The organism is Rhodococcus sp. SG20037 (assembly GCF_031763325.1).
In the GTDB taxonomy this organism is placed as follows: domain Bacteria; phylum Actinomycetota; class Actinomycetes; order Mycobacteriales; family Mycobacteriaceae; genus Rhodococcus_F; species Rhodococcus_F qingshengii.
Genome location: NZ_CP134497.1, coordinates 328,172 through 355,134, shown reverse-complemented (window position 1 = coordinate 355,134; position 26,963 = coordinate 328,172). Strand labels below are relative to the sequence as shown.

27 protein-coding genes and 1 pseudogene are annotated in these 26,963 nt (G+C 60.4%); 3 read left to right on the top strand and 25 right to left on the bottom strand.

Features of this window, described 5'->3' with window-relative positions; genetic code table 11:
- Nucleotides 1-12: 12 nt before the first annotated feature.
- Nucleotides 13-936, top strand: a complete 924-nt coding sequence (gene nac / locus RHP72_RS01650) for a nitrogen assimilation transcriptional regulator NAC (protein WP_030535780.1) — start codon at nt 13-15, stop codon at nt 934-936.
- On the opposite strand, the gene RHP72_RS01645 is transcribed toward nac, so the two are convergent.
- The 25 genes and pseudogenes from RHP72_RS01645 to RHP72_RS01525 form a co-directional block, all read right to left on the bottom strand.
- On the bottom strand, nt 930-1,856 hold the full coding sequence (locus RHP72_RS01645) for a D-isomer specific 2-hydroxyacid dehydrogenase family protein (protein ID WP_007731707.1): 927 nt from the start codon (nt 1,854-1,856) through the stop codon (nt 930-932). The two genes, nac and RHP72_RS01645, sit on opposite strands and share 7 nt — an antisense overlap.
- A gap of 45 nt (nt 1,857-1,901) precedes the next feature.
- Nucleotides 1,902-2,684, bottom strand: coding sequence for an SDR family oxidoreductase (locus RHP72_RS01640; protein WP_064687970.1), 783 nt, complete (start codon nt 2,682-2,684; stop codon nt 1,902-1,904).
- Nucleotides 2,681-3,202, bottom strand: a complete 522-nt coding sequence (locus tag RHP72_RS01635) for a gluconokinase (RefSeq protein WP_030535782.1) — start codon at nt 3,200-3,202, stop codon at nt 2,681-2,683. Before RHP72_RS01635 ends, RHP72_RS01640 begins: the two co-directional genes overlap by 4 nt.
- 104 nt (nt 3,203-3,306) lie before the next feature.
- Nucleotides 3,307-4,350, bottom strand: coding sequence for an urea transporter (gene yut / locus RHP72_RS01630; protein WP_064687971.1), 1,044 nt, complete (start codon nt 4,348-4,350; stop codon nt 3,307-3,309).
- 34 nt (nt 4,351-4,384) lie between these two features.
- Nucleotides 4,385-5,332 carry an urease accessory protein UreD gene (locus tag RHP72_RS01625; protein ID WP_058038192.1) on the bottom strand — a complete coding sequence of 316 codons (948 nt, stop codon included), beginning with the start codon at nt 5,330-5,332 and terminating at the stop codon, nt 4,385-4,387.
- Nucleotides 5,329-5,970, bottom strand: coding sequence for an urease accessory protein UreG (gene ureG, locus RHP72_RS01620; RefSeq protein ID WP_007731713.1), 642 nt, complete (start codon nt 5,968-5,970; stop codon nt 5,329-5,331). The genes RHP72_RS01625 and ureG overlap by 4 nt, the downstream gene beginning before the upstream one ends.
- Nucleotides 5,971-5,980: 10 nt before the next feature.
- Nucleotides 5,981-6,694, bottom strand: coding sequence for an urease accessory protein UreF (locus RHP72_RS01615; RefSeq protein WP_047271507.1), 714 nt, complete (start codon nt 6,692-6,694; stop codon nt 5,981-5,983).
- Nucleotides 6,678-7,325 carry an urease accessory protein UreE gene (ureE, locus tag RHP72_RS01610; protein ID WP_050655600.1) on the bottom strand — a complete coding sequence of 216 codons (648 nt, stop codon included), beginning with the start codon at nt 7,323-7,325 and terminating at the stop codon, nt 6,678-6,680. The genes RHP72_RS01615 and ureE overlap by 17 nt, the downstream gene beginning before the upstream one ends.
- A gap of 9 nt (nt 7,326-7,334) precedes the next feature.
- Nucleotides 7,335-9,053 carry an urease subunit alpha gene (locus tag RHP72_RS01605; RefSeq protein WP_003943847.1) on the bottom strand — a complete coding sequence of 573 codons (1,719 nt, stop codon included), beginning with the start codon at nt 9,051-9,053 and terminating at the stop codon, nt 7,335-7,337.
- Nucleotides 9,054-9,088: 35 nt separating this feature from the next.
- A complete protein-coding gene (locus RHP72_RS01600) occupies nt 9,089-9,526 on the bottom strand; it encodes an urease subunit beta (RefSeq protein WP_003943812.1) in 438 nt (145 codons plus the stop codon).
- Between the two features lie 29 nt (nt 9,527-9,555).
- Nucleotides 9,556-9,858 carry an urease subunit gamma gene (locus RHP72_RS01595; RefSeq protein ID WP_007731718.1) on the bottom strand — a complete coding sequence of 101 codons (303 nt, stop codon included), beginning with the start codon at nt 9,856-9,858 and terminating at the stop codon, nt 9,556-9,558.
- A 51-nt stretch (nt 9,859-9,909) separates the two neighbouring features.
- Nucleotides 9,910-11,589, bottom strand: coding sequence for an ammonium transporter (gene amt, locus RHP72_RS01590; protein WP_283377546.1), 1,680 nt, complete (start codon nt 11,587-11,589; stop codon nt 9,910-9,912).
- Between the two features lie 575 nt (nt 11,590-12,164).
- A complete protein-coding gene (locus RHP72_RS01585; RefSeq protein ID WP_311094228.1) occupies nt 12,165-13,160 on the bottom strand; it encodes a squalene cyclase in 996 nt (331 codons plus the stop codon).
- A 92-nt stretch (nt 13,161-13,252) separates the two neighbouring features.
- Nucleotides 13,253-13,948 (bottom strand): Imm52 family immunity protein, encoded by a 696-nt coding sequence (locus RHP72_RS01580; RefSeq protein ID WP_311094227.1) that lies wholly within the window; start codon nt 13,946-13,948, stop codon nt 13,253-13,255.
- An 86-nt stretch (nt 13,949-14,034) separates the two neighbouring features.
- On the bottom strand, nt 14,035-14,730 hold the full coding sequence (locus RHP72_RS01575) for an Imm52 family immunity protein (RefSeq protein ID WP_397517603.1): 696 nt from the start codon (nt 14,728-14,730) through the stop codon (nt 14,035-14,037).
- A 533-nt stretch (nt 14,731-15,263) separates the two neighbouring features.
- On the bottom strand, nt 15,264-16,037 hold the full coding sequence (locus tag RHP72_RS01570; protein WP_223304698.1) for a hypothetical protein: 774 nt from the start codon (nt 16,035-16,037) through the stop codon (nt 15,264-15,266).
- Between the two features lie 138 nt (nt 16,038-16,175).
- The gene (locus tag RHP72_RS01565; protein ID WP_007731733.1) at nt 16,176-16,364 is read right to left on the bottom strand and encodes a hypothetical protein; all 189 of its coding nucleotides are present in this window, start codon (nt 16,362-16,364) and stop codon (nt 16,176-16,178) included.
- Nucleotide 16,365: 1 nt separating this feature from the next.
- A complete protein-coding gene (locus RHP72_RS01560; protein WP_007731734.1) occupies nt 16,366-16,920 on the bottom strand; it encodes a hypothetical protein in 555 nt (184 codons plus the stop codon).
- Between the two features lie 102 nt (nt 16,921-17,022).
- Nucleotides 17,023-17,262: pseudogene (locus RHP72_RS01555) on the bottom strand (hypothetical protein); the annotation flags it as partial.
- 323 nt (nt 17,263-17,585) lie between these two features.
- Nucleotides 17,586-18,263, bottom strand: coding sequence for an SMI1/KNR4 family protein (locus tag RHP72_RS01550; protein ID WP_054781775.1), 678 nt, complete (start codon nt 18,261-18,263; stop codon nt 17,586-17,588).
- A 1,022-nt stretch (nt 18,264-19,285) separates the two neighbouring features.
- The gene (locus RHP72_RS01545; RefSeq protein ID WP_190287624.1) at nt 19,286-21,454 is read right to left on the bottom strand and encodes a hypothetical protein; all 2,169 of its coding nucleotides are present in this window, start codon (nt 21,452-21,454) and stop codon (nt 19,286-19,288) included.
- Nucleotides 21,451-21,789: a hypothetical protein gene (locus RHP72_RS01540; protein WP_029254242.1), complete on the bottom strand. Its 339-nt coding sequence runs from the start codon at nt 21,787-21,789 to the stop codon at nt 21,451-21,453. Before RHP72_RS01540 ends, RHP72_RS01545 begins: the two co-directional genes overlap by 4 nt.
- A 62-nt stretch (nt 21,790-21,851) precedes the next feature.
- On the bottom strand, nt 21,852-22,244 hold the full coding sequence (locus RHP72_RS01535) for a hypothetical protein (protein ID WP_020968150.1): 393 nt from the start codon (nt 22,242-22,244) through the stop codon (nt 21,852-21,854).
- A 90-nt stretch (nt 22,245-22,334) separates the two neighbouring features.
- Complete coding sequence (locus RHP72_RS01530) at nt 22,335-23,018, bottom strand: MspA family porin (protein ID WP_311094226.1); 684 nt, start codon at nt 23,016-23,018, stop codon at nt 22,335-22,337.
- Between the two features lie 590 nt (nt 23,019-23,608).
- Nucleotides 23,609-24,460, bottom strand: coding sequence for a glycoside hydrolase family 43 protein (locus RHP72_RS01525; RefSeq protein ID WP_223257880.1), 852 nt, complete (start codon nt 24,458-24,460; stop codon nt 23,609-23,611).
- 250 nt (nt 24,461-24,710) lie between these two features.
- Here RHP72_RS01525 and RHP72_RS01520 point away from each other — a divergent pair, with 250 nt between their 5' ends.
- Both RHP72_RS01520 and RHP72_RS01515 read left to right on the top strand, forming a co-directional pair.
- On the top strand, nt 24,711-25,205 hold the full coding sequence (locus RHP72_RS01520; protein WP_019746449.1) for a DUF1877 family protein: 495 nt from the start codon (nt 24,711-24,713) through the stop codon (nt 25,203-25,205).
- A 401-nt stretch (nt 25,206-25,606) separates the two neighbouring features.
- Nucleotides 25,607-25,987 carry a hypothetical protein gene (locus RHP72_RS01515; protein WP_099696805.1) on the top strand — a complete coding sequence of 127 codons (381 nt, stop codon included), beginning with the start codon at nt 25,607-25,609 and terminating at the stop codon, nt 25,985-25,987.
- Nucleotides 25,988-26,963 lie beyond the last annotated feature (976 nt).

Genomic DNA, 26,963 nt, shown 5'->3' with positions numbered 1-26,963 from the left:
AGTTTGCACAGCATGGACACGAGAAGGCTCTACTCGTTCGTACGAATTGTCGATGCCGGCAGCATCACCCGAGCCGCCGACATCCTGCACATCGCACAACCCGCCCTGAGCCAACAGATGACGTCGCTGGAAACGCAGTTCGGTCAGCAACTTCTGATCCGCAGCAAACAGGGTGTCGAGCCGACCGATGCGGGGCACGCACTCTATCGGCATGCTCAGGTGATTCTGCGTCAGGTGGAGAGTGCCCAGGCCGAGGTGTCCGTGGTCGGACGGGCGCTGGCGGGTGGCGTCTCGGTCGGCCTCGCCCCGTACAGCACCGCGACGGCAATCGCCTTGCCGCTCTTGGCCCGTGTGCGCGAGCAGCACCCGAATATCTTGTTGCACATCAACGAGAACTTCGGTGGCGTGCTCAGCGAAGCGATGATGACCGGTCGCATGGATCTGGCGTTGTTGTACGACGCCGGCCCGATCAAGGGTGTGACGTTCGAACGCTTGCTCACCGAGGAGCTGGTGGTGGTTGCGCCGTTCGGTACCGGACTGGCAGGCGAATCGGGATCCGACATCTCCCTGCCCGAGATCGCCGAACTGCCACTATTGCTTCCGGGTCGGATGCACACCATCCGCAAGGTGGTGGAGCAGGCTTTCGACCGTGCAGAGCAGCAACCGAACGTCGTGGCCGAAGTGGAATCGGTGATGACGCTGTCCGAGGCCGTACGCACCGGATTGGGCGCGACGGTTCTGCCGTGGTCGGTGGCCCGCAGGGTCATGGACGTCGAAGCGCTCGAGCTACGACGCATCGAGCCGGGCATCGAAGTGCATGTCTCCCTTGGCACCCCGGCCAATCAGCCCCTCTCCAAACCGGCCGAGGCGGTGCGCGATGTTCTGCGCACCGTCGTTGCCGATTACGTGAAGGGAACCAACGCGAGCGGTCAGTAGCCCGCCGACGGATCGATCACGGCGGCGAGGTCCTCACCTGCGGCGAATCGGGCGACGTTGGCTGCAACGTGATCTGCCAGGACGCGGGTGAGCGTCGTAGCCGGGTTGGCGACGTGTGGAGTGATGATCGCGTTGGGCAGCTTCCACAACCGATGCCCGTCCGGCAACGGCTCGGGATCGGTGACGTCCAGTGCCGCCCCGCCGATCGAACCGGCTTCCAGTGCGTCGACCAATGCGTCCGTGTCGACGAGGGTGCCACGCGCGATGTTCACGATCCAGCTCGACTCCGACATCTGGTCCAGTTCGGCCTTGCCGACCAGATGCCGCGTCGCGGATGTCGACGGTGCTGCGATCACGAAGTGATCTGCCTTGGACCAGATTTCGCCGGTGCGGTCGGCCGAGAGCGTTTCGGAAGCACCCTCGACAGGAGTCCCGGAGCGGGTGATCGCGATGACCTTGACTTTGGACGCGGCGAGGTACGGGATCAACGCACGGCCGATTCCGCCGCAACCGATGATCGCCACTGTCGAGCCCTGCAAAGTGCCCACCCGCGGGTCGAACTCTTCCTTGCGCCACGACTGCGCCGCCAATTGTTCAGGGAGAGAACGAACTCCGGCGAGGAGAAGCATCATCGTATGTTCGGCAACATTGCCCGCGTACGCTCCGGCAGCAGACGTCCAGACCCGCTTGTCGTCGATCACCCCGGCGTCGAACCAGGGCTCGATGCCGGCGAACGGCAACTGCACCCAGCGAACCGAATCGGGTAGCGACGACGGGAACGTCTCCGGCCCGTGTACCCACACGACGCCCTCGGCGTCTGCCAGTGGAACGAGAACTCCACCGGCTCGGCGTATTCCGTCGGCGACGTGAGGATCCTCGACGGGACCGAGGTGGATGCGAGGGGCGCTGGCGTCTGTCATGTGGGTGCTTTCTGTTCGAGTAGCGGACGATCTAACAGCGGACAATCAGACGACGGCCGTCATTCCGCCGTCGACGTAGAGGATCTGACCGTTGACGAAATCCGAAGCCGGGGAGGCCAAGAACAGTAGCGACCCGATCAGCTCCTCGGTACGGCCCCAACGTCCGGCGGGTGTCCGCTTGGCAAGCCACGCGGTGAACTCCGGATCGTTGACCAGCGCAGAGGTCAGTTCGGTGTCGAAGTATCCCGGTGCGATCGCGTTGATCTGCAAACCGAAGGGTGCCCAGTCGGCGCACATTCCGCGGGTGAGCATCTTGAGCCCGCCCTTGCTGGCCGCGTACGGTGCGATTCCCGCTCGGCCGAGTTCGCTCTGCACCGAGCAGATGTTGACGATCTTCCCGTGTCCGCGCTCGACCATGCCGCGGGCGAATTCACGTCCGACGTAGAACGCACTGGTCAGGTTGGTGTCCATGACACGCCGGAAGTCGTCGTCGCCGAACTCGAGAAGCGGGGCGCGGTGCTGCACGCCGGTGTTGTTGACAACGATCTCGACCGGGCCGACCTCCGCCTCGATGCGTGTCGCCGCATCCCGGACGGCGGCCGAATCGGTGACGTCGAACGCGTATGCGTGCACCGTTGCGCCGGTCGCGTCGGCGATGCGTCGACCCTCGGCTTCGAGCACGTCGGAATTTCGGCTGTTGAGCACCACCACCGCACCCGCCTCGGCGAGACCAGTCGCGAGGGCCGAGCCGATGCCTCGGCTCGAACCCGTCACCAGCGCGACCTTCCCGGATATGTCGAACGGGCCGGGGCTTGCGGTGCTACTCACGCTGTGACGCTCCTCTGAGATGTATGGATGTAGTCGACTGCCTCGCCCACCAGTGTGCTCGGTTCGGAGACGACATTCAGCGTGATGCCGCGCTCGTCGTCTGTAAGCGGTTCGAGAGCCTCGAACTGGGAGATGAGCAGACTCTCCGGCATGAAGTGCCCGGCGCGGAAACGCATACGTGCGGAGATAGTCTCGAAATCACCGGCCAGGTGGACGAACTGCACGTCGAGACCGTCCGGGCGCAACCGGCCCCGATAGTCCTTTCGCAGAGCCGAACAGGCAACGACGCCTGTTCGTCCCGCATCGGCACGCTCGGAAAGCCAGGCCGCGATCGCGTCGAGCCACGGCACACGGTCTTCGTCGGTCAACGGTGTCCCCGAACGCATTTTGGCGACATTGGACTCGGGGTGCAGATCGTCACCGTCGACGAAGTCTGCCCCGAGAGACGTGGCGAGACCCACTGCCACGGTGCTTTTTCCAGCACCGGCCACACCCATCACAACTACCTGCACGGTCATGCTTCGACCATGCCCGACTACCGAAGGCCAGACAATACTCGAGTGATACCGGTTCGCGAGGGTGCCATAGCGGAACGATCTAGGAACTTCTGCCCGTTCGAGCCCTATCCGTTCGCCTTTGCGATCGAATCCTTGCCCTCGGCCGCTCCACCCTCGATGGTGTCGTGCTGGATGGGAACGAACTTCTTCTTCGGCAGCAGGAACAGCCACGTCGCGAAGACGAACGGGCCCGTTCCGGCCGGCAGGCTGATCGGAGCAAAGGCAGACACCAGCGTGCCGTGGATGACAACAGTCACCAGTACTCCGAAGACGGTGTAGACGAACACACGCCACGACGGGTTGTAGAACACCGATCCGAGAGCAATTGCCGTCAGCACCGAACTGAGCCCGTAGAGACCATTGCCGATGTCGACGGTGTTTGCGCCCAGCGCCAGTACCGAACCCATCGCTATCGCGGAACCGATGAGCGCGAACAACGCCGCCCAACGCGACGCGACCAGCAGCGCGATCACGAAGATAATGCCGGTGACAGTGTTGTTGATCAGAAAGATCTGGGAGACGTTGCGAAACAGCGTGTCCCACAGGAAGTTGAAAGTGATGTCGGCATGAACCGACGCGTCCCCGATGTGCTGGGGAAACTGGCCGGCGCTGAGGTCCGACGTTTCGATCCGCAGGAACTGGAACGCCGCGAGGAGGAAGAACCAGTTGACGAGGTTGAACGGAAAGGTCAGCGCCGGTACGCCCCACGTCTTGAAGACATTGGCAACGGCCAGGAACGCGATCGTCGACGCGGCAGCTCCCACCACGAGGTAGATCCACAGCATCACACCGCCGGCAAGGAACGTCGGAAAGGCAGCTCCCACAAGAACTCCGTTGTATCCGTACAGGCCGATACGCATCGAATCGTCGTCGGAGTGCAGCATCATGCCGGTGACGGTGGATACCACCAGACCCACCACGGCACCAATTGCGACGGTGATCGTGTCCGCGGCTATCGCTCCCCAGAAGATACCGACCAGAAACAGCAGGCCCGTCAGCGCATTGCCCTGGAACATCACCTGCCCGGAGCCTTTGAGATTGGTGTCGATGAATCTGAGCACGACGTTCTTGTCCGCGACGTCGTCCCAGGGTTTGGTGATGGTGGTCATCGCACGTCCCTCGATCCTTCTCCGACGATCCGCGTCATCCCCACAGCGGGACGGGCGGAATGGTGGTGTCCAGAACTGCCTTTCGTACCAGAGACCAGAAATCACGGACCTTCGCCTTGACGGGTTCGCTCTCCGGACCGAGGACTTTGAAGATGAGACCGGCGTCGTTCGGTAGCCGGCTCGCCCCGGAGACGACCTTGCCGTCACGGCCCGGAACTATCTCCTCGAGAATGGCGTCTGCGTGCTCCTTCGGTGTCAGTAGGATGACATTGCCGAAGACGTCGTGGTCGCCCATGATTCCGCCGTATCGCACGGGGAAGCGTGCCGGTTCGATCACCAACTTCTCGGTGAAGAGATTCTTCCCGTCCGGGCGCTTCGCCTTGATCAAGGTGGAGTACAGGTCGTAGACGAACATCTCTCCGCCGTCGTGGTACTTGCGACCCGGCATCACGATCTCCGAGAACAACAGCGTTGCAGTCGGATCCACCGTGATGTCGGTGCGCGCGTAGTACCTCGCGCTGCGGTGTGGGATCGTCACTCCCGGCATCAGTTCGAGATACGAATTCTCGGCCAGCACCACTTTCTGGAGTTGTGACGCGTGATTGGCATCCATCCGGTGGACTTTGGTAGCCGACTGGGTGGTCACGTGTGCAAGGGAACCTGGCTCCATTTCGATGGTCAGGAACAGTCGATCGCCTTGCAACACACTGCCGGACGTCGAGATCATGTAGACGCACGGCATGGTCGGCAACGCTTCGTCCCAGTACAGCGCCTGCTGAACGAGCAGCGGTGTTTTGCGGTACATGTCCCGCAGAATCGTCTTGTCGCCACGGTCGACAAATCGCATCTCGAGAACGCCGGTCTTCCCGACCTTGCCGGCCGGGGCCTGCTTCGGCTGGTCCTGGTACTGGTCGAGTTCCGGGATGGTCGGGATCGGCCCCGGGAGCGACCGCGATGCTCCCGGGACGGACGTTGCGCTCACGGTGCGCTCGCTCCCACTTCCTCTTCGTCGAAGAGGACTCCGTGCACGATGAGGTCCACCACTTCCTTGATGCCTTCCCCGGTCATGCAATTGGTGAAGACGAACGGCTTGTCGCCGCGCATCCCCTTGGAGTCGCGATCCATGACTCCGAGATCGGCGTTGACGTACGGTGCGAGATCGGTCTTGTTGATGACCAGGATGTCGGACTGCGAGATTCCCGGACCGTTCTTGCGCGGAATCTTGTCGCCTGCGGCTACGTCGATGACGTAGATGAAGAAGTCGACCAGAGCTGGACTGAACGTCAGTGTGAGGTTGTCGCCACCACTTTCGATGAACACCACGTCGGTGTCCGGGAACGTCTTCTCCATGTCCTCGACCGCCGCGAGATTCATACTCGGGTCTTCGCGGACGGCGGTGTGTGGGCAGGCTCCCGTCTCCACGCCGACGATACGTTCCTCCACGAGAACACCTTTGAGAGCCTTGCGCACATGCTTGGCATCTTCGGTGGTGACCACGTCATTGGTGATGATCAGAACGCTGGTGCCCCGCTTGATGAACTCCGGCGTGATCGCCTCGATGAGTGCGGTCTTACCCGAACCCACGGGTCCGCCGATTCCGATGCGCGTTGTCTTCTTCATCGTTCTCCTTCTAGTTCATGAACATTCGGACGTGCGCCTTGACGTGAACCGCAGCCAGAATGTCGATCATCGGGGCGAAATTGGACATGTCGTCGAGTCCGTAGTCACGCACTGCGGCGTACTCACGGCCGGCGCTCTGATTGACCTCGAACAGAATCTCTTGCGTCGTGAGGTGATCGACTCGGACGATACGAAGGGCAGCGCCGAGCAACGTCATCGCGACACCGTACTGATTGACCGTGAAAGCGTCCTCTTCCGGAGAACCCATCTCCGCGAAAGCAATTCCGAGGCCGACGGGGTAGGTACCCGGCGTCTCCCCCGATGCGATCGCGGCCAACCACTTGTTGAACAGGGTCTCACCGGCCAAGCGCCCGCCGAGTTCGGCCAACTTCTTACCCATGCGGGTACTCATCGTGCGTGCTTCTTCGTTGAGTTTGCGTTCGATCACTGCATGATCAGCGGCGAGGATCGCCGAGAAATCACCGGCTGCCGCACCCCGGTGCGCCGCGAGTACGGCGATACCGTCGCACGTCGCGCCCTGATGGGCGGCCGAGAGCACAAACTCCCGCAGCGACGGACCACCCGTGACAATTCCCTGCGCCACGGCCGATTCCAAACCGTTGGAGAACGAGAAGGAACCGACCGGGAACATGGAATCGGAAAACTGCATCATCCGCATCGCGCGGTTGATGCTGAGCCCGGATCCCTCAGACGAGAGGGTCATGGGTATGCCCCTCGCCCTCACGCGCGGCCGCACCGAACAAACGGCGTGCCTCGTGTGGAGCGATGTAGGGAATTACCTCGGCGCCCGGGATGAAGGTGTACTCGATGCCCTCGAAAGCATGTGTCCGCATCACCGAGCCCATGACCGCCTTGTCGACCGTCAACGGAACGTAGACCTTCATTCCCTTCACCACCGCAGGCCAGTGCTGGTTACCCACGGCATGTCCCAACTCCAAGCACGTCTGAATCATCTTCTCGGGCGTCACCTCGACCAGTGCGCTCAGGTCGATCTCCAACACGTCCTTGAGGTTGATCCTCGCCACGACGACGGTGTTCGCCTGCTCGTCCCACAGCAGAATGTCGCCGTCCTGCAACTGAATACCCCGATCGAGCGAGACGGCCAATTCACGGCCACCGATCGTGGTGCGTCGTAACCGACTCTTCTGCGCTTCCCACTGATCGAGCGACAAGACGTCGACTACCGCATTGTCGAGTCGACCGGCCCACTCCTCGTCGGTCTCCTTCCCGAGCAGCGCGTCGACTCGCGTCGGCTTTCCGCTCGGCGCGGTCATCTCGCCGTGCGTGTGTGGCGTCGCATCGGCGCCGTGCGTGTGTGTGATTGTTCCCGACACTGGAGACCCCTAACTGAAGAAGTAAAGTTGGTTCAAGCGAATGGATTCGGCAGGTTCGACGTATGCGTGGACGCCGTCCGCAGTCACCGCGAAGGTCTCCGGGTCCACCTTGATTTCCGGAGTGGCCGAGTTGCGAACCAGATCACGCTTGGTGACTGTTCTGGTCCCCTCGACAGCAACAACCTGACGTTCGAGACCGAGCCGGTCCTTGATGCCGTCGTCGAGTGCCGCTCGCGAGACGAACGAGACCGAACTCTGCGGCAACGCCTTGCCGAATCCACCGAACATCGGCCGGTAGATCACCGGTTGTGGTGTCGGGAGTGAAGCATTCGGATCTCCCATGGCATGCCAACTGATCAGACCGTTCTTGATGATCGTCTTCGGCTTCGCACCGAAAAATGCGGGCTCCCAGAGAACAAGATCCGCCATCTTCCCGACACCGATCGACCCGACCACATGCGAAAGACCAAACGTCAACGCGGGATTGATCGTGACCTTCGCGACGTAGCGCAACACGCGGAAGTTGTCGTGCGTCGGTGAATCCTCGGGCAGCTTTCCGCGGGACCGCTTCATGCAGTCCGCTGTTTGGATCGCGCGTAGCCAGTTTTCTCCAACCCGGCCCATCGCCTGTGAGTCACTCGAGAACATCGAGATGACGCCCATGTCCTGCAGTACGTTCTCGGCACCGATCGTCTCGGCGCGAACGCGGGACTCGGCAAACGAAACATCCGAGGGCACTTTGGGATTGAGGTTGTGACAGACCATGATCATGTCGAAGAGCTCGGCCTGAGTGTTGATGCCGTACGGCAACGTCGGATTGGTCGACGCCGGAAGTACGTTGTCCTCGCCCGTCACTCGCAGGATGTCGGGTGCGTGACCGCCGCCCGCACCCTCGCTGTGATAGGTGTGAATCGTACGGCCTTCGAAGGCCGCGATGGTGTCCTCGACGTATCCGGCCTCGTTGAGGGTATCCGTGTGAATGGCGACCTGAACGTCCATTTCGTCTGCCACCCGCAGAGACTCACGAATTGTGGCCGGTGTCGCGCCCCAGTCCTCGTGGACCTTCAGACCGGCCGCACCGGCCTTGATCTGTTCGACCAGCGACTGATGCCCGGACGAGTTCCCCTTGCCCAACATGCAGACGTTGACCGGCAAACCCTCGTTGGCCTTGAGCATCATCTCCATGTTCCAGATACCGGAAGTGATGGTGGTGCCGTTGGTTCCGTCGGTCGGGCCGATACCACCACCGATCAGCGTCGTCACTCCCCCACTGAGTGCGTGGTACGCCTGCTGTGGTGACACGAGGTGAACGTGTGGATCGATGCCGGCGGCAGTGAGGATCATCTGCTCACCGGAAATCGCGTCGGTCGCCGGACCGGTGGTCAGCCCCGGGGTGACGCCTTCCATCGTGCTGGAGTTTCCCGCCTTGCCCCAGCCAACGATCTTGCCGTCCTTGATTCCCACGTCTGCCTTGACGACGCCGATGGTTGCATCGACGATGACCACGTTGGTGATCACGAGGTCGAGGGCACCGTCGATGCTGCATGACTCCGGATCCTGGCCCATGCCGTCGCGCAGCGTCTTGCCGCCGCCGTAGATCGACTCGTCGCCGATCGTTCGAAGATCTTCCTCGACCTCGATGTACAGGTCGGTATTGCCCAGTCTGATCTGGTCACCCGTGGTGACCCCGAACAGACCCGAATACTCTTGTCTCGAAATGCTTGTCATGGGTGTTGCTCTCCTTCGTCCGCCGTGAACGAGAATCAGTCGGTTTGAGGTTCGGACAGAAAGCCGAGTTCTTCGGCACGCTGGACGGCTCCGGGAAGCCGAGGCCGGTAGGCGGCGTGGGTCGGCGCCCAACCGTCGACAAGTCCGTTGAAGCCTTGCACTCGTTGCTTGCCGCCGAACGGCACCAACGTCACTTCCTTCTCGTCGCCCGGCTCGAACCTGACCGCCGTGCCCGCGGGAATGTCGAGGCGCCAGCCGAAGGACTGTTCACGATCGAAGGACAACGCGCGATTGACTTCCATGAAGTGGTAGTGCGAACCCACCTGGATGGGACGGTCACCGGTGTTTCGGACTCGCAACTTCAAACGTGGACGGCCCTCGTTGAGTTCGATCGGCTCGTCCCGCAACACGTATCCGCCGACCGGCACTTTCTTCTCGCCGCCGGAATCCTTCTTCGTCGATTTGCTTGCCATCTTGGAGTGCTCCTGACATCTCGGTCGGGCTACTGGATCGGAGAGTGCACGGTGACGAGCCGGCTACCGTCGAGGAACACCGCCTCGACCTGCACACGTGGAATCATCTCCGCGACACCGTCCATCACGTCGTCGACCGTCAAGGCGTGCGATGCGTCGGCCATGACCTCCTCGAGAGTCTTGCCCTCCCGAGCTCCCTCCAGGGCGGCTGCAGTGATAACTGCGACGGACTCCGGGTGATTGAGTTTGAGCCCCTTTGCCTTTCGCCTCAGTGCGACATCCGCCAACATGAGGATTGTCAGCTTGTCGAGTTCTCGCGGTGTCAGATGCATTCTGAACGCTCCTTGTCGATCATGCGGTAACTCCCTGTCGTCGAATACATGTCAGCTCCCCTGTTCCGTCGCTTCGGTGAGAGGTTCGGCCGCTTGCTGGACGAAACCGCTCCTCCTGCCGCCCGAGTACTCGTTGATCGCGTCCAGAACCGCCTGTGCATGTTCCGAGGCGACCAGCACCTCGACACGCAACCGCTCGGTGAACACGACGTCGTTGCGTTGTCCGCGGAACTTGAGCGAGGCCGAGTCACTCGCGGAGACATGCGCTTCCGATACGACTATCGACTCCGCTCCGGCGGCCAGCAGCGCCTCCCGTAGCTTCTCGGACTCGATGGTCTGCAATACCGCGGTGATGAGTTCGTGCTTCGGGGCGCCGAGGTTCGGAACAAGTTTTGCCCCCTCGACCAGGACCCCCGAGTCGAACCCGCTGGTCTGCGGCGCACCACCTGCGTCGACGAATGCGGCGTTGTAGCGGTATGCGTCCATGCCTTGCTGACGACGGTCGATGTCCACCTGGTCTTTTGGGGCCAGCTTGAGACCGATGGTCTTCTCGATGCCCGTGGCGATCAGCCAGGTCACCACGAACGAGAAAGCGATGACGACGATCAACGCCAGCGCCTGCTCGCCGAGTAGTCCTGCCCCGCCGCCGAAGAAGAGTCCGTCGCGGCCGATCGAATTGATGGCTTTTTCGCCGAACAAACCGAGAAGGAGTGAACCGAGGATGCCGCCGATGAAGTGGACCGCGATGACGTCGAGCGCGTCGTCGAACTTGAAGATCGACTTGAGCGCGAGCGCGAAGTGGCAGACCAGTCCGGCAAGCGCGCCGATCGCCAACGCGGAGAAGGTGCTGACGAAGCCGGCGCAAGGGGTGACGGTCGCGAGACCGGCTACCGCGCCGGTGATTCCGCCGATCGCCGTGGCCTTGCCCTCGGTGTACCTTTCGATGACGAGCCAGACGACCATACCGCCCGCTGCGGCGATGTGAGTGTTCATCAAGGCCTGTGCCGCAACACCATCGGCAGCCAATCCGTCGCCCGCGTTGAATCCGAACCAGCCGAACCACAGGATGCCTGCGCCGATCAACGCCAGAGGCACCGAGTGCGGGACTGCCTCGGCGTTGGGCCATCCCGGACGTTTACCTACCACCAGCAAGATTGCCAGGGCGGCGGCGCCGGCGGATGCGTGGACGACAATTCCGCCGGCCCAGTCCTGAGCTCCGCGGAGCGCCAACCAGCCTTCGGGATTGAAGAGCCAGTGCGCAATCGGGGGGTAGACGATGATCGACCACAGCACGAGCAGAACGGCCCAGCCCAAGGGCTTGAGCCGGTTTGCGGTCGCACCGGTGATCAGCGCAGGCGTGATGATCGCGAACATCATCTGATAGACCACGAACGCCAGAGTCGGTACCGCGACTGCACCTTCGATCAGGTGGAAGCCCGGGGCGGCGGCAGTGTGTATGTCCTGCAAGCCGAACAATTTGAGGTCACCGAGGAAGCCGGAACCCCAGTCTCCACTGAACGCGAAGCTGTATCCGAACACGACCCAGGTAATCGAGACGAGTCCGAGTGGGACGAGGTTCTGCTGCAACATGACGAGCGCACTGCTACCACGCACCAGACCGGCGTAGAAGAAGGCGAGTCCGGGAACCATGAAGAGAACCAGACCCGCGGAGATCAGCACCCACGCCGTGTCCCCACTGTCTATCACTGCTTCGACTAACACCATTTCCATCGACATCGACGACCTCCGAGCATTATTCGGACCTGAACAAAGTCATTGGTTAGAGCAGCAATTCGCGATGTTCCGGTTCGCTGCGACAGTTACGCTACGTCCCATAGTTGCACCTTCTCAGCAAAATCGGGGGAACATCCGGTTTTCACGTTTAGTAGAGCATTGTTCTGGGAAAAGATGGGACTTTGCCTAAACATTGCGGACGCTCCACAACCTACAATTGCGGGACTAATTCTCGCCGAAAGTGGTTTAAATCTTGCAAAATGGGGAACGTAGCCGCAGGTGAGCGCCACTTTCGGGGCAGAAATGCCGTTTCCAGCTCGGGACTTAGCTCCCTAACCAAGACAGCTGCGAGCGCCTTATTTGATTACCAACGTCGGTGACCCGCCTATCCAATCGGGTAGGTAATTTCACCGAACATCTTCTCACCTGTTCAGATGATTAACCTTCACCGCACTGAGGGCAATCCTGTCGTTAATATGTTATTCATCCGTACTGGATATTTCGACCGGAAAGTCGAAGATCACCTTTCGATAACCTTTAAAGGTGAAATAATTTTCGCTGTAACTATTTTGTTATGCAGAACCTAGAGGGGAGGATTGATCCCACCAGGCGAGCACTCGGATGCCGGACAAAGTCAGCCACTTCGACGGCTCCCCCGCCTTTGTGTCGACCTCGAACCACACCCGCCCCGGTTGGCGACCGGCCTGGAGCCACGTCCCATCCGAGGCTCGAGCGGCCCGGATCATCTCGATCGCGTCCGCCATTCGCGGATCAGGCTCATTTCCATACGACAACGACGCTTCACGGAAGTAGTCGGCCGCATTGAGCACGTTGTAACGCCACCGGAATGGATACGCGAACCGTCCGACCCAGGGCCCCAGCGGTTCGCCGGTCGAGAGTCGCCGGAACAGACCGCGCCACAGTAAGAATTCCTCACCGGATCGCCGAGCCGCGCGCGTCTCATCTGTTCCCCCGGTCGCGATCTCGTACGCGAGAAGCCCTTTGAGTGAATTGAGCGTCGAATGGAACGACGATCGGGTCGAACCTTCGATCCACTCACAGTTCCACCCACCATCCGGAAGTTGATGCCGCACAAACCAATCAGCCAGTTCATCAACGCGCATGTCGAGCCACACACCGTTTGCCACCGTCCAGGCGTTGATGCAGCAATCGACCTCACCGTCCCAGTACGGCCGGCCCTCGTACTCCCAGCGACAGTTCTCCGCGAGCAGTTCTGCGGTACGACGCTCCCGCAGAACACTGGCGTCGAGGCCCCACTCCCGCAATGAGTTGAGCGTCCAGGTTGTTGCCGTCCAGGGTTGCGAACTTTGTTCTGCTGCTTCGGGTCCCGCAAAGTCGAATTCAGCCGGGAAGAACGCCCCACCCGCCCATTGGCCGTCTCGGTCCTGCAATGAAAGCAGGCGTGCACCAAATCCTTCGGTGGCGATCGACGCGCGCGTCGCCGCCCACACAGTGGGCGCTTCGTTCACCAGGTCGCGCTCCACCTGCCACCGAATCGCTGGATCCGAATCGAGGAGCCACGCGAGCAAGTCGATTCGGGATGCCATCTGGCAATACTATCGAAAGGCGAAGCAGGCCATCCGGTTAACACATTTCTCGCCGTCTGATGCAATGGTGAATTCCAGACCCGTTGCGGGGCCTACACCGGGTAACCCAACGCCGCCCGCACCGCCACGATGTCGGCGGCAGCGACCTCCATTGGCTTGTCCCCCAACCGAACCAACGTGCCAATGGGCAGTTCCTCCACCACCGCAGATTGGGGGAGTTTGCTGCGATCGAACGTAACTCCTGAATGGAAGTATGTTTCCCATCCCACCTCCACCTCACCTTTCGACCGATTCTGAAGGTGCCGGTAGTCGCCGATGCTCCACCGAGCCCGATCCGGATCCCAATGCTTGACGATCACTCTCACGATCGCGTCTCCGATATCCGGGTCGAGCAACCGCCGGGTACTGTCGGTGAGCTGCTTCTCCGTCGGCAACGACACCCGGACACTGTTGGGAGCACTGGTTTCCAGCCCGCCGACCCAGGCACCGACCCGGCGCGCGGTCCCGTCCTCGGGCGACAAGTCGATGTCGTAACCCGGTCCCGGGGTGTCCGAATACCCCATCTCCTTCGAGCGGGAATACTCGAAGATTCGCACCAACCCGTCCACACTGAGATCTGCTGGCACCTTGTCGAACTCGGCAGTCGAGACCCACGGCAACGCCAACCCCGGGTCGACCGCTTCCAGATCATCGAGGAAAGCCCGCATCGTCTGCGCCACCTCCTGACTCGACTGCACCCGCGTGCCCCAATATCCGGCTACCGTCGGCCGCCGCCCGACTATGCTCATCGCCCCGTCCTTTCCAACCACTGCGTAATAGTCTCCGTCCGACTACGTGTCGCGACATGAGCAAGGGTCGGCGGTCACGCGGCGTCTTAGACCGGGTAACCCAGTGCTTCCCGCACGGCCAGGATGTCGTCGAAGTTGACGTCTAACGGTTTCTCGCCCAACCGAATCAGCGTTCCGTTGGGGAGTTCCTCCAGTACGGCGACGACGGGCAGTTTGCTGTGATCGAGATCGATCCCGGACTGGATGTATGTCTCCCAACCGACTTCGATTTCGCTGACCTCATTTCCCTGCGCATTGCGGTACTCCCGCGTCCCCCACCGCGCAGACTCCGGCGACCAATGCTCGATGATCGCTTTCATGATCGCGTCCCCGACGCGTGCAGTCAGCAACTGCGACGCCTCCCCGATTGCTTGTTTCTCCGGGGGGAGGGTGACGTTGACGAGATTCGGAACCCTCGGAACATTCCGGCCGAGAGAGAATTGGATTCTCAAGAACTGATATCTGTCCGGGTGCAACAAACTCACGATGTAGCCAAGGTCGAAGGCAGCAACGGATTGCCCTTCGACATCCTTCGCTGCCCGGAAGATTTTCGCTAGGCCTTCCACGCTTAGATCGGTCGACTCGGAGGCAGTCTCGGGCGAAAACACCCAAGCTTGTCCAAGTGCTGGATCAATGTTCCTCAGACTATGAAGAAACGAGAACACCTCCGCTGCAATGTCTTCTACCGGTTGCGTCCGAGGGCCCCAATACCCGATCACTGTCGCGCCACGATCCGAATTCATCGACCTTTCCTTTCCAGCCACTCTGCGATCGTCATAGTCGTTCTCGGCAAATCATTGTCATTGAACAGTTGTGGTCCGGGTTGCTGCGGAGCGCCGGGAGCATCCGGATTCACCGGCACCTGACCGACATCAGGCAGAGTCGGCACACTCGGTTCCTCGGCACGACCTGGCGAGGGAGCCTCCGGGGTGGAGTTCTCGGGTCTCGGGTTCGACCCCGGATCGCCAATCCCACCGGGCGAGAATGATTCCCACTCGCCACGATCGGGAACGCCGGGAAAGTGGGTTGCGAGGGTTCCGGAATCGCGGGATCCGGGCGTGCAGGTTTCATTCACGGACGGAACAGAGGGTTGATCATGCTCGGCAGGTTGAACTGTGCCGTCGATGGCGGGTATGCCGCGCGGTGGCACTCCACCCGGAGCGTCGATCAGCTGGTGCGTAGCCGGATCGGGATCGCGGCGCGGTAATTGCGGGCAGGCTGGTCGGTCCGCGCCATCCCTACCTGCAGGCAGCCCCGAGTGCGCCCAACGTAGGGCTCACAGCCGTCTGAAACCTTTGGGTAGAGGAATCTCCGGTCGTTCGGTCGGCAGTCCTGCTGCTGCGCGGATGCTTCGGATGTCCTCGACGGTTAACGGCGTGGACAGATTCTTCTGGATGACGATTGTGCCGTCCTGGTAGGGAAACGCCTCCACGCTGGGCGGGAGCTGCGTTTCCTTGATCGGCAACTCAGGACCGAAGTAGGTGCAACTGCCCACGATCGCGTCACCCGGTACGTTGAACTGAGGCGATGATTCGGTTCGGCGGTAGAGCACGGTGACACGCGAGTCCCAGATGTCGGCTAGTCCCTGTACGAGCTTCAATGCCAGCGAAATCAGTGATTCGTCGGCAAAGGCACATGCGAATGCGCCGGACCCTGAGGTGCCCCCGAAACTGACAACGACTTTGACGTCTCCAGCGGGTGAATACAGGGTCATATGTCGTCCCAATGAGAGGGGATACATACCGCCGGTGGCATCGGGGGATCGTCTGCGCTCGATCAATGCGGCTTCGATCGATTTTTCCGTCGGAGGTACAAGGATCTGACGGAGATTCGACGCCAAGGCCTGCTCGACTCCGGCGCCGTCGGGGAGTGCATCGCCTACTGTTTGGTACAAGTCGACGTCGAAGACAGGATCGATGTCGCGAAGCAATCGTAGCGAACGTGCAACGAGCGCGGCCGTGACGGCCTCGCTTTCAGGCGAACCCTTTCGTGGAATGACCTTCACTGTCAAGCCCGCCGTAGGATTGCGGCGCAGTGATGACGTAGGCACTTTCACTCCCCTCCAAATATGATGATGTTGATGTTCTCCATCCCGATGACCTCGTCGAACGCATCCTCCATTATCTGAGCAGCTTGTTCTTAAGAACACCATCACCTGCGGACGTGAGCTTGGCCGTAACTTCTGGTGTCACAGCCGGCGCGAGCCTTTCGGTAGGCGAACCTCCGGTCGTTCGGTCAGCAGGCCGACTGCTGCACGGATGCTTCGGCTTCCGTCGGCAACCAACGGGGCGCGTGGATCACGCTGGATGACGATCGTTCCTTTCTTGTACGGAAAAGCTTCGACAGTGGGTGGGATCTGCGTTTCGTTGATCGGCATCTCAGGGCCGAAGTAGGTGCAACGTGCCCACCGTTGCGTCGCCGGGCACGTTGTACTGAGGTGTGAGCTCCGCATCCCGGTAGAGCACGGCCGTGGGAGCGTCCCAGATATCGGCCATGCCCTGGACGAGTTTCAATGACAGTGAGATCAGAGATTCATCGGCGAAGCCCCCTGGGTACGGCCAGATGAAGGTGCAAAGTAAGGAACCTGCTCCTGCCGTACCCCCGAATCCGATGAGAATTTCGATGTTTCCGTTGTCGGTGAACAACCTGAGTTGATGCCCGAATGAGAGTGGGTAAATCCCGCCTGCGGCATCAGGAGACTTTCTGCTCTCGATCATTGCGGCCTCGAGGGAGTCCTCTGCCTGAAGCGTGAGGATCCGTCCACCATTCGATGCCAGAGCCTGCTCGACCGTAACGCCGTCGGGAAGGTCATTCCTCACGGCGCGGTACATGTCGACGTCAAAGACTGGGTCAAGCTCTCGAAGGAACTGCAGTGACCGCGCTGCCAGCGCCGCGGTGACCGATTCGGCTTCCGGCGGTCCCTTTCGCGCCATGACTTTCAAGGTCAACCCGGAGGTCGGATCACGACGTAAAGATAAGGCAGACAACGTCACTCCTGTTCGAAGACGATCGACCAATTGGAACAGGCTCTGGCGCTACACCGGGTAACCCAACGCCGCCCGCACCGCCACGATGTCGGCGGCAGCGACCTCCATTGGCTTGTCCCCCAACCGAACCAACGTGCCAATGGGCAGTTCCTCCACCACCGCAGATTGGGGGAGTTTGCTGCGATCGAACGTAACTCCTGAATGGAAGTATGTTTCCCATCCCACCTCCACCTCACCTTTCGACCGATTCTGAAGGTGCCGGTAGTCGCCGATGCTCCACCGAGCCCGAACTGCCCACGATCGCGTCGCCGGGTACGTTGCGCTGAGGCGATGATTCGGTCCGGTGGTAGAGCACGGTGACACGAGAGGCCCAGATATCGGCCTGCCCCCGTACGACCCTTAACGCCAGCGCAATCAGCGATTCGTCGGCAATGGTGCAGGAAAACGAGTCGATGCGTGAGGTACCCCCGAAACCGATCATGACCTCGAGATCCCTTTTGGTCAGACAAATTGATCATCTGCTCTTTGGAGACTGGATCCGAGGCACGTGGGGCAAGACCGCACACAAATTGCTTAGACTGTCTCCAGTCTGGCTATCCAAGGCGCAGGCTCTAGGCACCGAGTCCGACGTTGGTCCAGATATCAAGGTAAGTGGAGTAATCGACCAGTTCAGGGGGTTCCGTCAATGACCACACAACACCCCTTGTCGATTCCTCACCAAAGTACAAGCAAAGATAACCGCCGCCGCCCGATCTGAATGTCGCGATGCAACGAGCCGGATCTGGGTACTCTTCAGGGGACAGCCCGTCCAGAATAGACCATTCAAAGCTGTCAATTCGAAACATATCTTCAAGAGGCAGTGGCCCGACAGTCTTACCGGCAATATAGTACCAACCGTTGTGCAAATTTGAATAGAAATTCTTTAGACTGGAGGGGAATTTATTCCAATACCCTGAAAGTTCATCACCATCCACTACCGGTGGCGTACCCAAATAGTAGAGATCGGTCCCGTCTGCCATTTTAATTTTATATAGAAGAAAGAACCTATTTTCAGACCTGAGCAACCGCACATCAGATAGATTATCTTTAATGTTTCTGTAAGTGTCGCCCAATATCGGTCGCCCAAATACGTCCCATTGGTCCAATATCCCAGAAATTCGAGCTGCAACGTCACCATTTAGTGCATCCAACCAATAATTCGGAAGCGCCATACGTTCAAGTGGTGTCAAGTCGTCAATCTCCGCAAGCACGGGCGAGTCGACACACCGCGAAATCTTGACCAGATCCACTACTGAACTCCATTCAATATATTAGATATCATTAACTATCCAGACGAGGCGGATGCTCGAAAAATGGGATGAGCTGCAGGGACTAGGGGAAGAGGACTACCGCTCGCGATGGCGCTGACAGCTACTGAATTGGGCTGCGCGAAGAGCAGCTTCGAGCCATCGATCATCCTGGTTACTGTACAGCTTGCGCAAACCGGGCAGGTGTACGCCGCCATGTGGAAAGTACTGTTTCCCACGGCATCTCACTACAAGCTGTTCGGGTACGCGCGAGGGTGGTATCAAGGACAAAGCGCTCTACGCGCCGGCTCAGGTGTTGACCTGATTTCCGTCAGAATCGGTATCTCGTGCTTGGCGGTCAGTGTCTTTGTAGTGCAATTTGTCGTACCTGTTTACCGGAGGTGCATCCTTCTGCTCGCGGTAGAGCGCCCGTGTCAGCCAAGCACCGAAAACATCGTTGAATCCGGTGGGATGCCTTCGCGTGAGGAAGGGGGTCCACCACCACGCCACGAACACAGCAGCGAAACCGCACAAGAGGACAGGTCCGAGAATCGACCGCTGTGGAGCGGTGAGCCAAGCGAAAACGATGGTAAGGATCGACGAACTCCAGTAGATCGTTCTCGCATGACTGCGGTACATCACGTAGGGCGTAGATACGATCAACGCCACAGCCCCTGCAGCAATCGCACAAATCGCATAAAAGGTGGTCATGGTGCCGGTTCCGCTTGAGGAACGGTGTGTCGTCGGTATATGGAACTCTTCGGGAGAAAACGCAAAACGAGGACCGCCGCAGTGCCCGCGACAGCGCCGATCCGGGTGGTCGAATTGTCAGTCACGAGGAACACCATCCCACTCGCAGCCGTCAACGAAACGGCCAAGGTTATCGCGCCCCGCATCGGATTGCCTGCTGCGGCATCAAGCGCCGACAGCACCCCCGAGGCTAGGCAGAATGCAATGGCAGCGATCAGCAGGTAATGCACGGTCTCAGTCCCTTCTCTTGGAGCGATCGATCATTGTCTAAGGCTTCAATCAAATGATCGGCCTGCCCGGGTACCCAAGTATGCCCCGAGTAGCGATCCTCCGATTGCACCGATTCCGCCCCCGACTGCGGCACCTATCGGGCCGCCGAGAAACCCGCCGAGTGCGGCGCCACCTTTGCCGCCTGCCCATCCCAATGCGATTGCGCCACCGGAATTTCCCACAGTTTCGCCACGTGGCGCGCCTTCGCGCCACTTGATGACACCCGAGGCAACCTCAACTGCCACCGATAATCTGCTTAAAACAGTACCCACTGCCGCCGACCGAGCGGCCTGCGCAGCGCTCGGGAGCGAACCAGCATGATGCACACCGGTGTTCGCAAGGGCGCCCGCAGATTGCAAGCCCGAGGCGGGGCCACCGAGCGCGGTGCTGCCTTTACTCAAGACAGTTGCGATCTCGGAATCTGTATAGCCGCGGTCTCGCATCTGATCCACCTGCCATTGCAGGTCGTCAAGTTGTTGCTGTGCGGTCAGAGGGACGTTGCCAGTGAAGTCAGCAGGTACGTCGCCATGGGCGAGCGCCCGTTGGTTCGCGGCCCTCTGCGCGGGGCCGATCAAACCGTTGTTGGGATCAGAGTCAAAGATCCCGAATGGTAATTCCATTGGAGGATCTGGCTGCGTCTGCGTTTCCATGTCGAGGTTGTCGAGTGGGTTCCACGGAGGGTCGCTCGCTGTACCCCCGGGTGTATCGGTGCCCGAGTCGGTCGGCGATCCGATATCGAACGGCAGTGGTGTTGTCGGTGCCGGCTGCGTCGGGGCGTCCATGTCGAGGTTGTCGAGTGGGTTCCACGGAGGCTCGCTCGTATCGGTGCCCGAGTCGGTCGGCGATCCGATATCGAACGGCAGAGGCGTTGTCGGTGCCGGCTGCGTCGGCGGATCCATGTCGAGATTGCCCAGTGGGTCGATCCCGCCGACGTCGTTGTAGGGGGAGTCTGTCGGGACGTTGACCATGACCGGTCCGCCGGACTGGTTGACGACCTCACCGCCGCCTTGAAGGGGTGTAGCGGTGACGTCTCGTCCGGTGACCGGGTCGCTGCCGCCGTAGGGGCCGTCAGCAGTGACCGGGTAGATGACGCCCGGGGTCGGGATAACGACTTGGTAGAGCTTGCCGTCACGGATCTCGTAGTAGGTGGGAACCGGATCGCCGTTGACGTCGTACGCCCACGCAGCGGCAACGGTGCCCTGCAAGTCTCCGTTCGCGTCGTAGACACCGACGGACCCGTCGTCGTTGATGCTCATGTGTCCGCCGGGTGGTAGGTCGACCACCATTTCAGCTTCATGCGAGGAGGTTTCGTCGTGAATGAGGAAGATGGTGCGTTGTCCGCCACCTGGGTCGGGGATGACCACGACGTCCTGACCGCCGACGAAATACGGCATGAACGGTTTCGCGACCGTACCGACTACCTGGGAGAGAACCGACTCCCACGGACGCGCGCTCACACGCGCACTGAACGGTCCCGGCCGCCCCCTCACTCTCATACCCGCAGCGGTGAACGCCGCGGCCCCGACGAGGACCAGTTCGAGATACCGGTCACGGCCCGAGTCCTCCCCGGCGGTGGAAACATCTGCTGCCGGGCCCGGAACCGTTTGGGCCGGTGCGATATTCGAATCCGAATCCGCGGGGATCGGTCCGGGACCACGATCGGTGGTGGTTCCCTCACCCGGGGTGGGTGTGGGTGAGGGAACCGCTGATGCCGATGCATTGGGGAATGCACCGACACCAGTTTCCGAGGCCGGGGACTCGGAAGTAATGGGCGGAACCTCGATCGTCGGCACAGGGACGATGGGGGTGCCGTTGTAGGTGGGAAAGTTCGTCGGAGCATTCGCGCCGACATTCGGGCCACCGCCTGGAGCCTGCGCACCGGGGAGCCCGACCGTGGTCGTCGGCGCAACTGTCGCCGTCGTGGACGGCGCACTCAGGCACGGGTTGATGATCTCTGGCGGGATGGGTGCACCAGGTGGCAGCGACGCAATGAGATTCAGGTAGATCTGATGATCACGTGCCCGCACCGCCGCGCAGTCTTCTTCCGGCGTCGCGTTCGCCGGAGCGGCGGAGAGTGCGATTCCCGCACCGATCACTCCGGCCGCTCCGGTCAACAGCGCCCCGGCGGCAAGCACTCCCGCGAGAGTCCGGCGAAGTCGTCTACCGGACTTCACCGGTGCGCACCACGATTGTCACTCTTCTTCGTTCGGAGTAGCGCGATGAGTTTGTCTGCGCCCCACCAGAACAACCGTCCGGAGATCGACATCCACAAGAAGAATGCCAGGTAAACCAGGATCGTCCCGTAGTCGTTCGCCCAGCCGGCGAGCTTCCCGATCACCGCGAATGCCGCGATCAGCAACCCCAGTCCGACTGCGGTGGCGATCACAGCCTTGGAAAGTGGACTGAGTTCGCTGTCCGGATCCCAGTCATCAACGTCTGCAACGTCTTTACTATCGACGGCAGTGGATTCCGACTGGACACTGCGGCGTTCGGCGTTGTTGACGGTCATGGCTGGAACTCCAAATAGGAAGGGAGAGCGGGGACAACGGGTCGCCGACGTTCGGCCTGGTATCAGTTCCAGTACTGCTCCGTCAGCACTATGTGCCCCTCACTGGCGGGGTGATTCGGGTCGGAGACAAAGACATTGGCATGCCCACCACGCGCGGCTGCTTCACCGAGCACAGCTCCTTCGAGGGCGTCGACCTTGCCATCGGTAACAGTTATCGCGGAACCAGGCGCCAACCAGACCCCCCTCAGCGAACCTGGAACGATGTTCGCAATCGCATCAGGAATCGGGCTCGCCGCCAATGCCGCGGTTTCCGCATTCGAGAGCGACAGACCGATCCGGCCATGTTCCGGTTCGACGATCGGAGTTGCGGCAGATGCCACGCCGGCGCCGAGAACACCGATCAGGGCGATACCTGCGGTGAGAGTTCCGGCAGTGGCCAAGGTACGAATCTTCATGATTTCTCCTTTGTGGGCGTGATGAGTAACCACCCCTGGACGGGGCGGATCGGGAATAGTCGCCAGCAGCGCTGACGACGGCTGCGTGGGTTAGAGCCAGGTGGGATCGGAGTACACGAACAACGTGTTGTCGGACGTCGCCGTCGACACCGAGAGTTGTGCGTACGAGCGGATCGTCACCGGCCCCATGCACGCATCAACCTTCACGTGCACGTTCTCTGCCGTGATCGACGCCTTCGACGACTCGAGATCCTTCTTCCCCAACGGAATCGTCGTGATCGTGCCCGGCGCAATCGTCGACTGAATACTCGGATTCACCGACGCATTCACACCCACGTTCGCCGACGGGACACCCGAAATACTCACACCGACAGACGGGCCGAGCGAAAAGCCAAGCCCCAAGCCAAGTCCGGAGGAAACATCGATCTGGCAGCCGATCTGCAATCCCTGCTCGACATAACCGGTCTTCACCGCCGAATCGCCCGCACCACCGATCGTGCCGGTCACCTTCGCCGACACGAACCCCTCACGAGTGAACGCCGTCGTCGCCAGATTCGGCACCGGATTCGCCGACAGTTTCGTGGCGGCAAGATCCAACGACCAGCCGTCATCGGTGACCGTACTCGCGAATTTGTCCGCCAACGCCGTCGGCGTTGCCGATGCGTTCCCTGCGAAGACCACACCCGACGACAGCGCGGCAACCGCACACGCCGCGAGCCCTACCGCGGCCCTCGATCGACGGTGGGATACGCCGTTTTGCGATTCGATCGACATGAACTGCTCCTCCACGTGACACAGCAACCAGAGCGGTAGCCGACAACTAACTGAATTAGTTACCGGACGGTACCAATCGTCCTGTTTGCCCGCCAGCGCGCCATCTCCCCCATCTTGGATTTAGGGTGAACTTTCGGTAACAGATATATATCGACAGGCTTATCAGCAGCGAAAAGGACCTAGGTCCTACTATGAGCAAGGTCACCGTTTACGGACGAGAAGATCCCTCAGAAACAGTGCGGCAAATCGAATTGAATCCGCATTTCGCGGGCCTCAGAGCAGTTGGAGACCTAAAGTGCGGGCATCAAGCCAGTGCGCGTACTTGAATATGAAACCAACAGGCATTACTTGGCAATCAATCGTGAAGTACGGCGCCCGAGCGGGGCCTGGGAGCGCAACTCTGCACAGCTCACGCGGAGATACTCACTTCGTGGTCGGCGCGAACTCGTCGGACCCACTGGCATCGCATCGTTAGCTTGTCAATCACTGATTAGCGCAGGCGACGCACACAAGTAGTACGCAAGTACGAGAAAAGGCTCTGACCAAGACCGGAGTCCTTGATCAGAGCCTTACCAACTCGGGGTCGAAAGTTATGCCGGTTCTCTCATGATGCCGAGATGCCGTGCAGTCCCGGACACCCCAGGAACCTCTTGCACAGGAGACCAGGTGTTCAGCCCGTCCGTGCTGTCGGAGTAGAGATACTTACCTTCGGTATAGGCGTCAAGATAGATCCGCCAGTCGCCGCTCGGCAACTGAACCACAGCCGGACCTTCGACAAGCGAACCCCAATTCCCTGGCGGGACAAACGAATAAGGTCCCGTCACCGAAGGAGCGACCGCATGCTCGACGACCTTCTTCGTCTCGTTCTTGGTGAACGCATGATAGGTCGATCCAACTTTGACCACGGTGGTGTCGATGTGGTCCGCACCGATCCCGGCGAGCGGAACAGGCGGGCTCCACAACCGGAGCGACGGTTCCAACGCCGTCATCAGATACGGCACAAATCCTCCACCGGTCGACATCGACAGGATGACGTTGACGCGATCGCCGTCCACAAACCATTCAGGCGCCCAGGCCTTGGTGACGAATGGTGACAGCGACGGTCCGTCGCTGAAACCAGCCGAACCCGAGAAGCCCGGGGGGCTCGCAGAACCGGTGCCATCTCCCGTACCAGGCATCAAGGCGCAGCAAAACGGAACCGGATAGTTCCCCAGCGGCGTCCAGTTGATGCGGTCGCTGCTGCGTGCAAACCCGATGTTCGCCCCACCACCCGTCGTGTAGGTGAGGTAGTACAACCCGTCCGTGTTCCGGAAGATGCTCGGATCACGCACGAGCCCAGATGGCGGCCTGTACGCCGACTGCTGGACGAGTTGAAAGCCGGTGCCGTCAGCCGACTCGTAGACATCCATGTCACGGTCGCTGGCATTGCTGAACGCCACCATTGTGTATTTCCAGTCAGGCGGCGGCGCGGCGCTGCTGGCAGGGGCTGCGACCAGCAACCCCGCGACGACGAGGATCACCAGCGATACAACCGAAAGGCCGGTCCGTTTTGTCGGAATCACCGATGAAGTATGTACGACAGCCGGCCCACCATGGGTAACTTCGGTCGGAGGCAGAGCAGGATCGTTACCTAAGTCGATTCGTCTTGTAGTGACGGCGGGACGGCGGCAGGTCGGCCGTTAGCATCACGCCATGGAACTTGGGGTGCATTTCGCGCTGTCAGACAGCGTGGCAGCGGAACTTCTGGACGCGCGCGGCGACGACGACAAACTCGGCGCTGTGGTCGAGGACATCGAGGAGACGGGCCGATCCGAATTCTCGTGCGACACGGACAAGGCGTGGGATCCGATCCTGTGCGCCCTCTCCAGCACGGGGTACGAGCGCGTGTCCGAGAACTGGCCGGCCTACGGCGTGATCTTGGGGGACGAAGACCTCAACACCGACACCGACGACCAACTCGTCACCTACCTGGCACCCGATCGGGTCGCCGAAGTCTCCTCGTACCTGGCGGAAATCACCGAATCCGAGTTCGGCGTGCGCTACGACGCGATGCCGCTCGACGACCGCAACCCGGAGTACGGCTCCGACGAGCGCGGGTACGCCTGGGGCTGGCTTCAGGAAGTGGCGGACTTTTTCCAGCGCGCGGCCCGAGAGCGTCGCCACGTGGTATTCACCGTGCGGTTCTGACAGTCGAGAGCCCACTGCCGAAGCAGCGCGCCCTCGAAGAATGAAAGACCGCTTGACAGTGGCGCTCAACTGCGGAGGACCCTCTGCGCGGGTTCTTGCTCTGACAATTCCTGTGCCGCAGCGTTTCTGGGTGACCGAGTGCGTGTCCTTGTCGCAGCCAGACCGAGCAGTAACGGAAACGTAACGACAGCCCGCGCGCTTCTCTGGCATTCACGATCTCGACCAGCAGTTTCACTGAAACAGTTTATTCTTCAACGGATTTCCAGTAGTGAGCTGCATCTCAAATCAACCCAGTGGATTGCTCATTGTTTGCGACATGTCGTTGACTGTTACCGGAAGAATCAGACAAAGTGGCCTGTGGAGGCGCAACTCGAGTGGGCCACCGACGAGGGAGAAGCCGAATGACGCACCTACGCACGATGATTACCGCGGCCGCATTGATACCTGCCGGTATCGCAGCCATCGCACTCAGCGGCGCGGGCGCAGCATCAGCTGTTACTCCGATCGCCGACAACGGGCGCATCGGCGTGCAGCTGAACCAGGGTGAGACGGCATTGTTCGGCCAGCTCAATGCCGGCGCTGCGATCGAAAGCATCACTAACTCCACCCAGATCGGCGTGCGCCTCGCACCAGGATCGCGCTTCGAGAGCGGCCCCAACGTCGTCTGGGGACGTCTCGACCAGTTCGCCAACGAAGCAGCCTCCCGTGGTGGAGAAATTTCTCTCGGCGTACTCAACCCGGCGAGGGGTTCACAGCAGTTCTTCTTCATTCAGAACTGGTAATACCCTCCGCCGTCGAATTGATGCTTCGCTCTTCCTGTGGCGGGGCGGAGTATTTTTCGTTTCCCGTGGCCACGTTCGTCGCCGAGTGTTGAACAGGCGACGTTATCCCGGACGACTTTTGTGAGGACTGCAAACGGGCACCGATGCGTGCGGGAATTCCCTGTACCGCTGCGTAATAACGCATCCACAACCGACCCCTGAGGCGAACGAATGAGGTGGACTCGGCGCACCTCTGTTATTGAAAATGAAAATCATTTTGACGGAGGCAAGTGGATGGCATTCAAACTTAACTGTCCAGACGAGACGGATGCTCGAAAAGTGGGATGAGCTGCAGACTTAGGCGGCGTTGCCGTGCCGGTCGCTCTGCTCCATTACGTCCAGTTCGTCTGAGACGACGTCACGAGCGCTTTCGAATACTGAAAGTAACTTCTTCTGTTCCGAAGACAAGGTGACACGCCAGGCAGGCATACGGACGCCTGCGCTGCTGTACAGGTAGTCGGTTTTACCTGGAATCATCAGAATGTGGTCGTGTTCACTGGGATGCGGTAGGCGAGGTAGTCGTGATCGGTGATCAGGGCAAATGGATGGCCGCCCTCGAAGGCGAAGACGTCTGAACCGTCAGCCTGCGAATCCTAATCTGCTCCCGCATCACAATAAGCAACTGCTGGCCAGTGTCACTTGACATGACACTGGTCGCGCAAGTGAGTCAAAGCCTGCCTTGATTAGTCGCCCCTGGACCGAGAAAAGAGACTACGGAAGCAAGTCCAAGAATTCTTGAATAACTTCTCGCACCTCCGACTCATTTTTGCTCGAATTCGAAGGATCATCCTGGTTAATTGCATTCATTATTTCAATTTGACCCCAGGCCCCCCTCAGGGTTTCGGAATCTGATGCACGCTCCGATTCGCGTTCTCTGACGTACCTCTCGAATATTTCAACTAGCGCATGCAAGGATATTTTTCCGTCACAATAATCA

Bases quoted from the DNA above. Each gene is read 5' to 3' on its own strand.
- RHP72_RS01515 (WP_099696805.1), top strand. From the start codon at position 25,607: ATGACGCACCTACGCACGATGATTACCGCGGCCGCATTGATACCTGCC.
- amt (WP_283377546.1), bottom strand. From the start codon at position 11,589: ATGGAAATGGTGTTAGTCGAAGCAGTGATAGACAGTGGGGACACGGCG.
- RHP72_RS01585 (WP_311094228.1), bottom strand. From the start codon at position 13,160: ATGGCATCCCGAATCGACTTGCTCGCGTGGCTCCTCGATTCGGATCCA.
- RHP72_RS01540 (WP_029254242.1), bottom strand. From the start codon at position 21,789: ATGACCGTCAACAACGCCGAACGCCGCAGTGTCCAGTCGGAATCCACT.
- RHP72_RS01525 (WP_223257880.1), bottom strand. From the start codon at position 24,460: ATGGTGGCGTTCAGCAATGCCAGCGACCGTGACATGGATGTCTACGAG.
- RHP72_RS01645 (WP_007731707.1), bottom strand. From the start codon at position 1,856: ATGACAGACGCCAGCGCCCCTCGCATCCACCTCGGTCCCGTCGAGGAT.
- RHP72_RS01635 (WP_030535782.1), bottom strand. From the start codon at position 3,202: ATGACCGTGCAGGTAGTTGTGATGGGTGTGGCCGGTGCTGGAAAAAGC.
- nac (WP_030535780.1), top strand. From the start codon at position 13: ATGGACACGAGAAGGCTCTACTCGTTCGTACGAATTGTCGATGCCGGC.
- RHP72_RS01560 (WP_007731734.1), bottom strand. From the start codon at position 16,920: ATGGCGCGAAAGGGACCGCCGGAAGCCGAATCGGTCACCGCGGCGCTG.
- RHP72_RS01565 (WP_007731733.1), bottom strand. From the start codon at position 16,364: ATGCCGATCAACGAAACGCAGATCCCACCCACTGTCGAAGCTTTTCCG.
- RHP72_RS01595 (WP_007731718.1), bottom strand. From the start codon at position 9,858: ATGCATCTGACACCGCGAGAACTCGACAAGCTGACAATCCTCATGTTG.
- RHP72_RS01520 (WP_019746449.1), top strand. From the start codon at position 24,711: ATGGAACTTGGGGTGCATTTCGCGCTGTCAGACAGCGTGGCAGCGGAA.
- RHP72_RS01575 (WP_397517603.1), bottom strand. From the start codon at position 14,730: ATGAATTCGGATCGTGGCGCGACAGTGATCGGGTATTGGGGCCCTCGG.
- RHP72_RS01615 (WP_047271507.1), bottom strand. From the start codon at position 6,694: ATGACCCTCTCGTCTGAGGGATCCGGGCTCAGCATCAACCGCGCGATG.
- RHP72_RS01530 (WP_311094226.1), bottom strand. From the start codon at position 23,018: ATGTCGATCGAATCGCAAAACGGCGTATCCCACCGTCGATCGAGGGCC.
- yut (WP_064687971.1), bottom strand. From the start codon at position 4,350: ATGACCACCATCACCAAACCCTGGGACGACGTCGCGGACAAGAACGTC.
- RHP72_RS01600 (WP_003943812.1), bottom strand. From the start codon at position 9,526: ATGGCAAGCAAATCGACGAAGAAGGATTCCGGCGGCGAGAAGAAAGTG.
- RHP72_RS01580 (WP_311094227.1), bottom strand. From the start codon at position 13,948: ATGAGCATAGTCGGGCGGCGGCCGACGGTAGCCGGATATTGGGGCACG.
- RHP72_RS01605 (WP_003943847.1), bottom strand. From the start codon at position 9,053: ATGACAAGCATTTCGAGACAAGAGTATTCGGGTCTGTTCGGGGTCACC.
- ureG (WP_007731713.1), bottom strand. From the start codon at position 5,970: ATGAAGAAGACAACGCGCATCGGAATCGGCGGACCCGTGGGTTCGGGT.
- RHP72_RS01535 (WP_020968150.1), bottom strand. From the start codon at position 22,244: ATGAAGATTCGTACCTTGGCCACTGCCGGAACTCTCACCGCAGGTATC.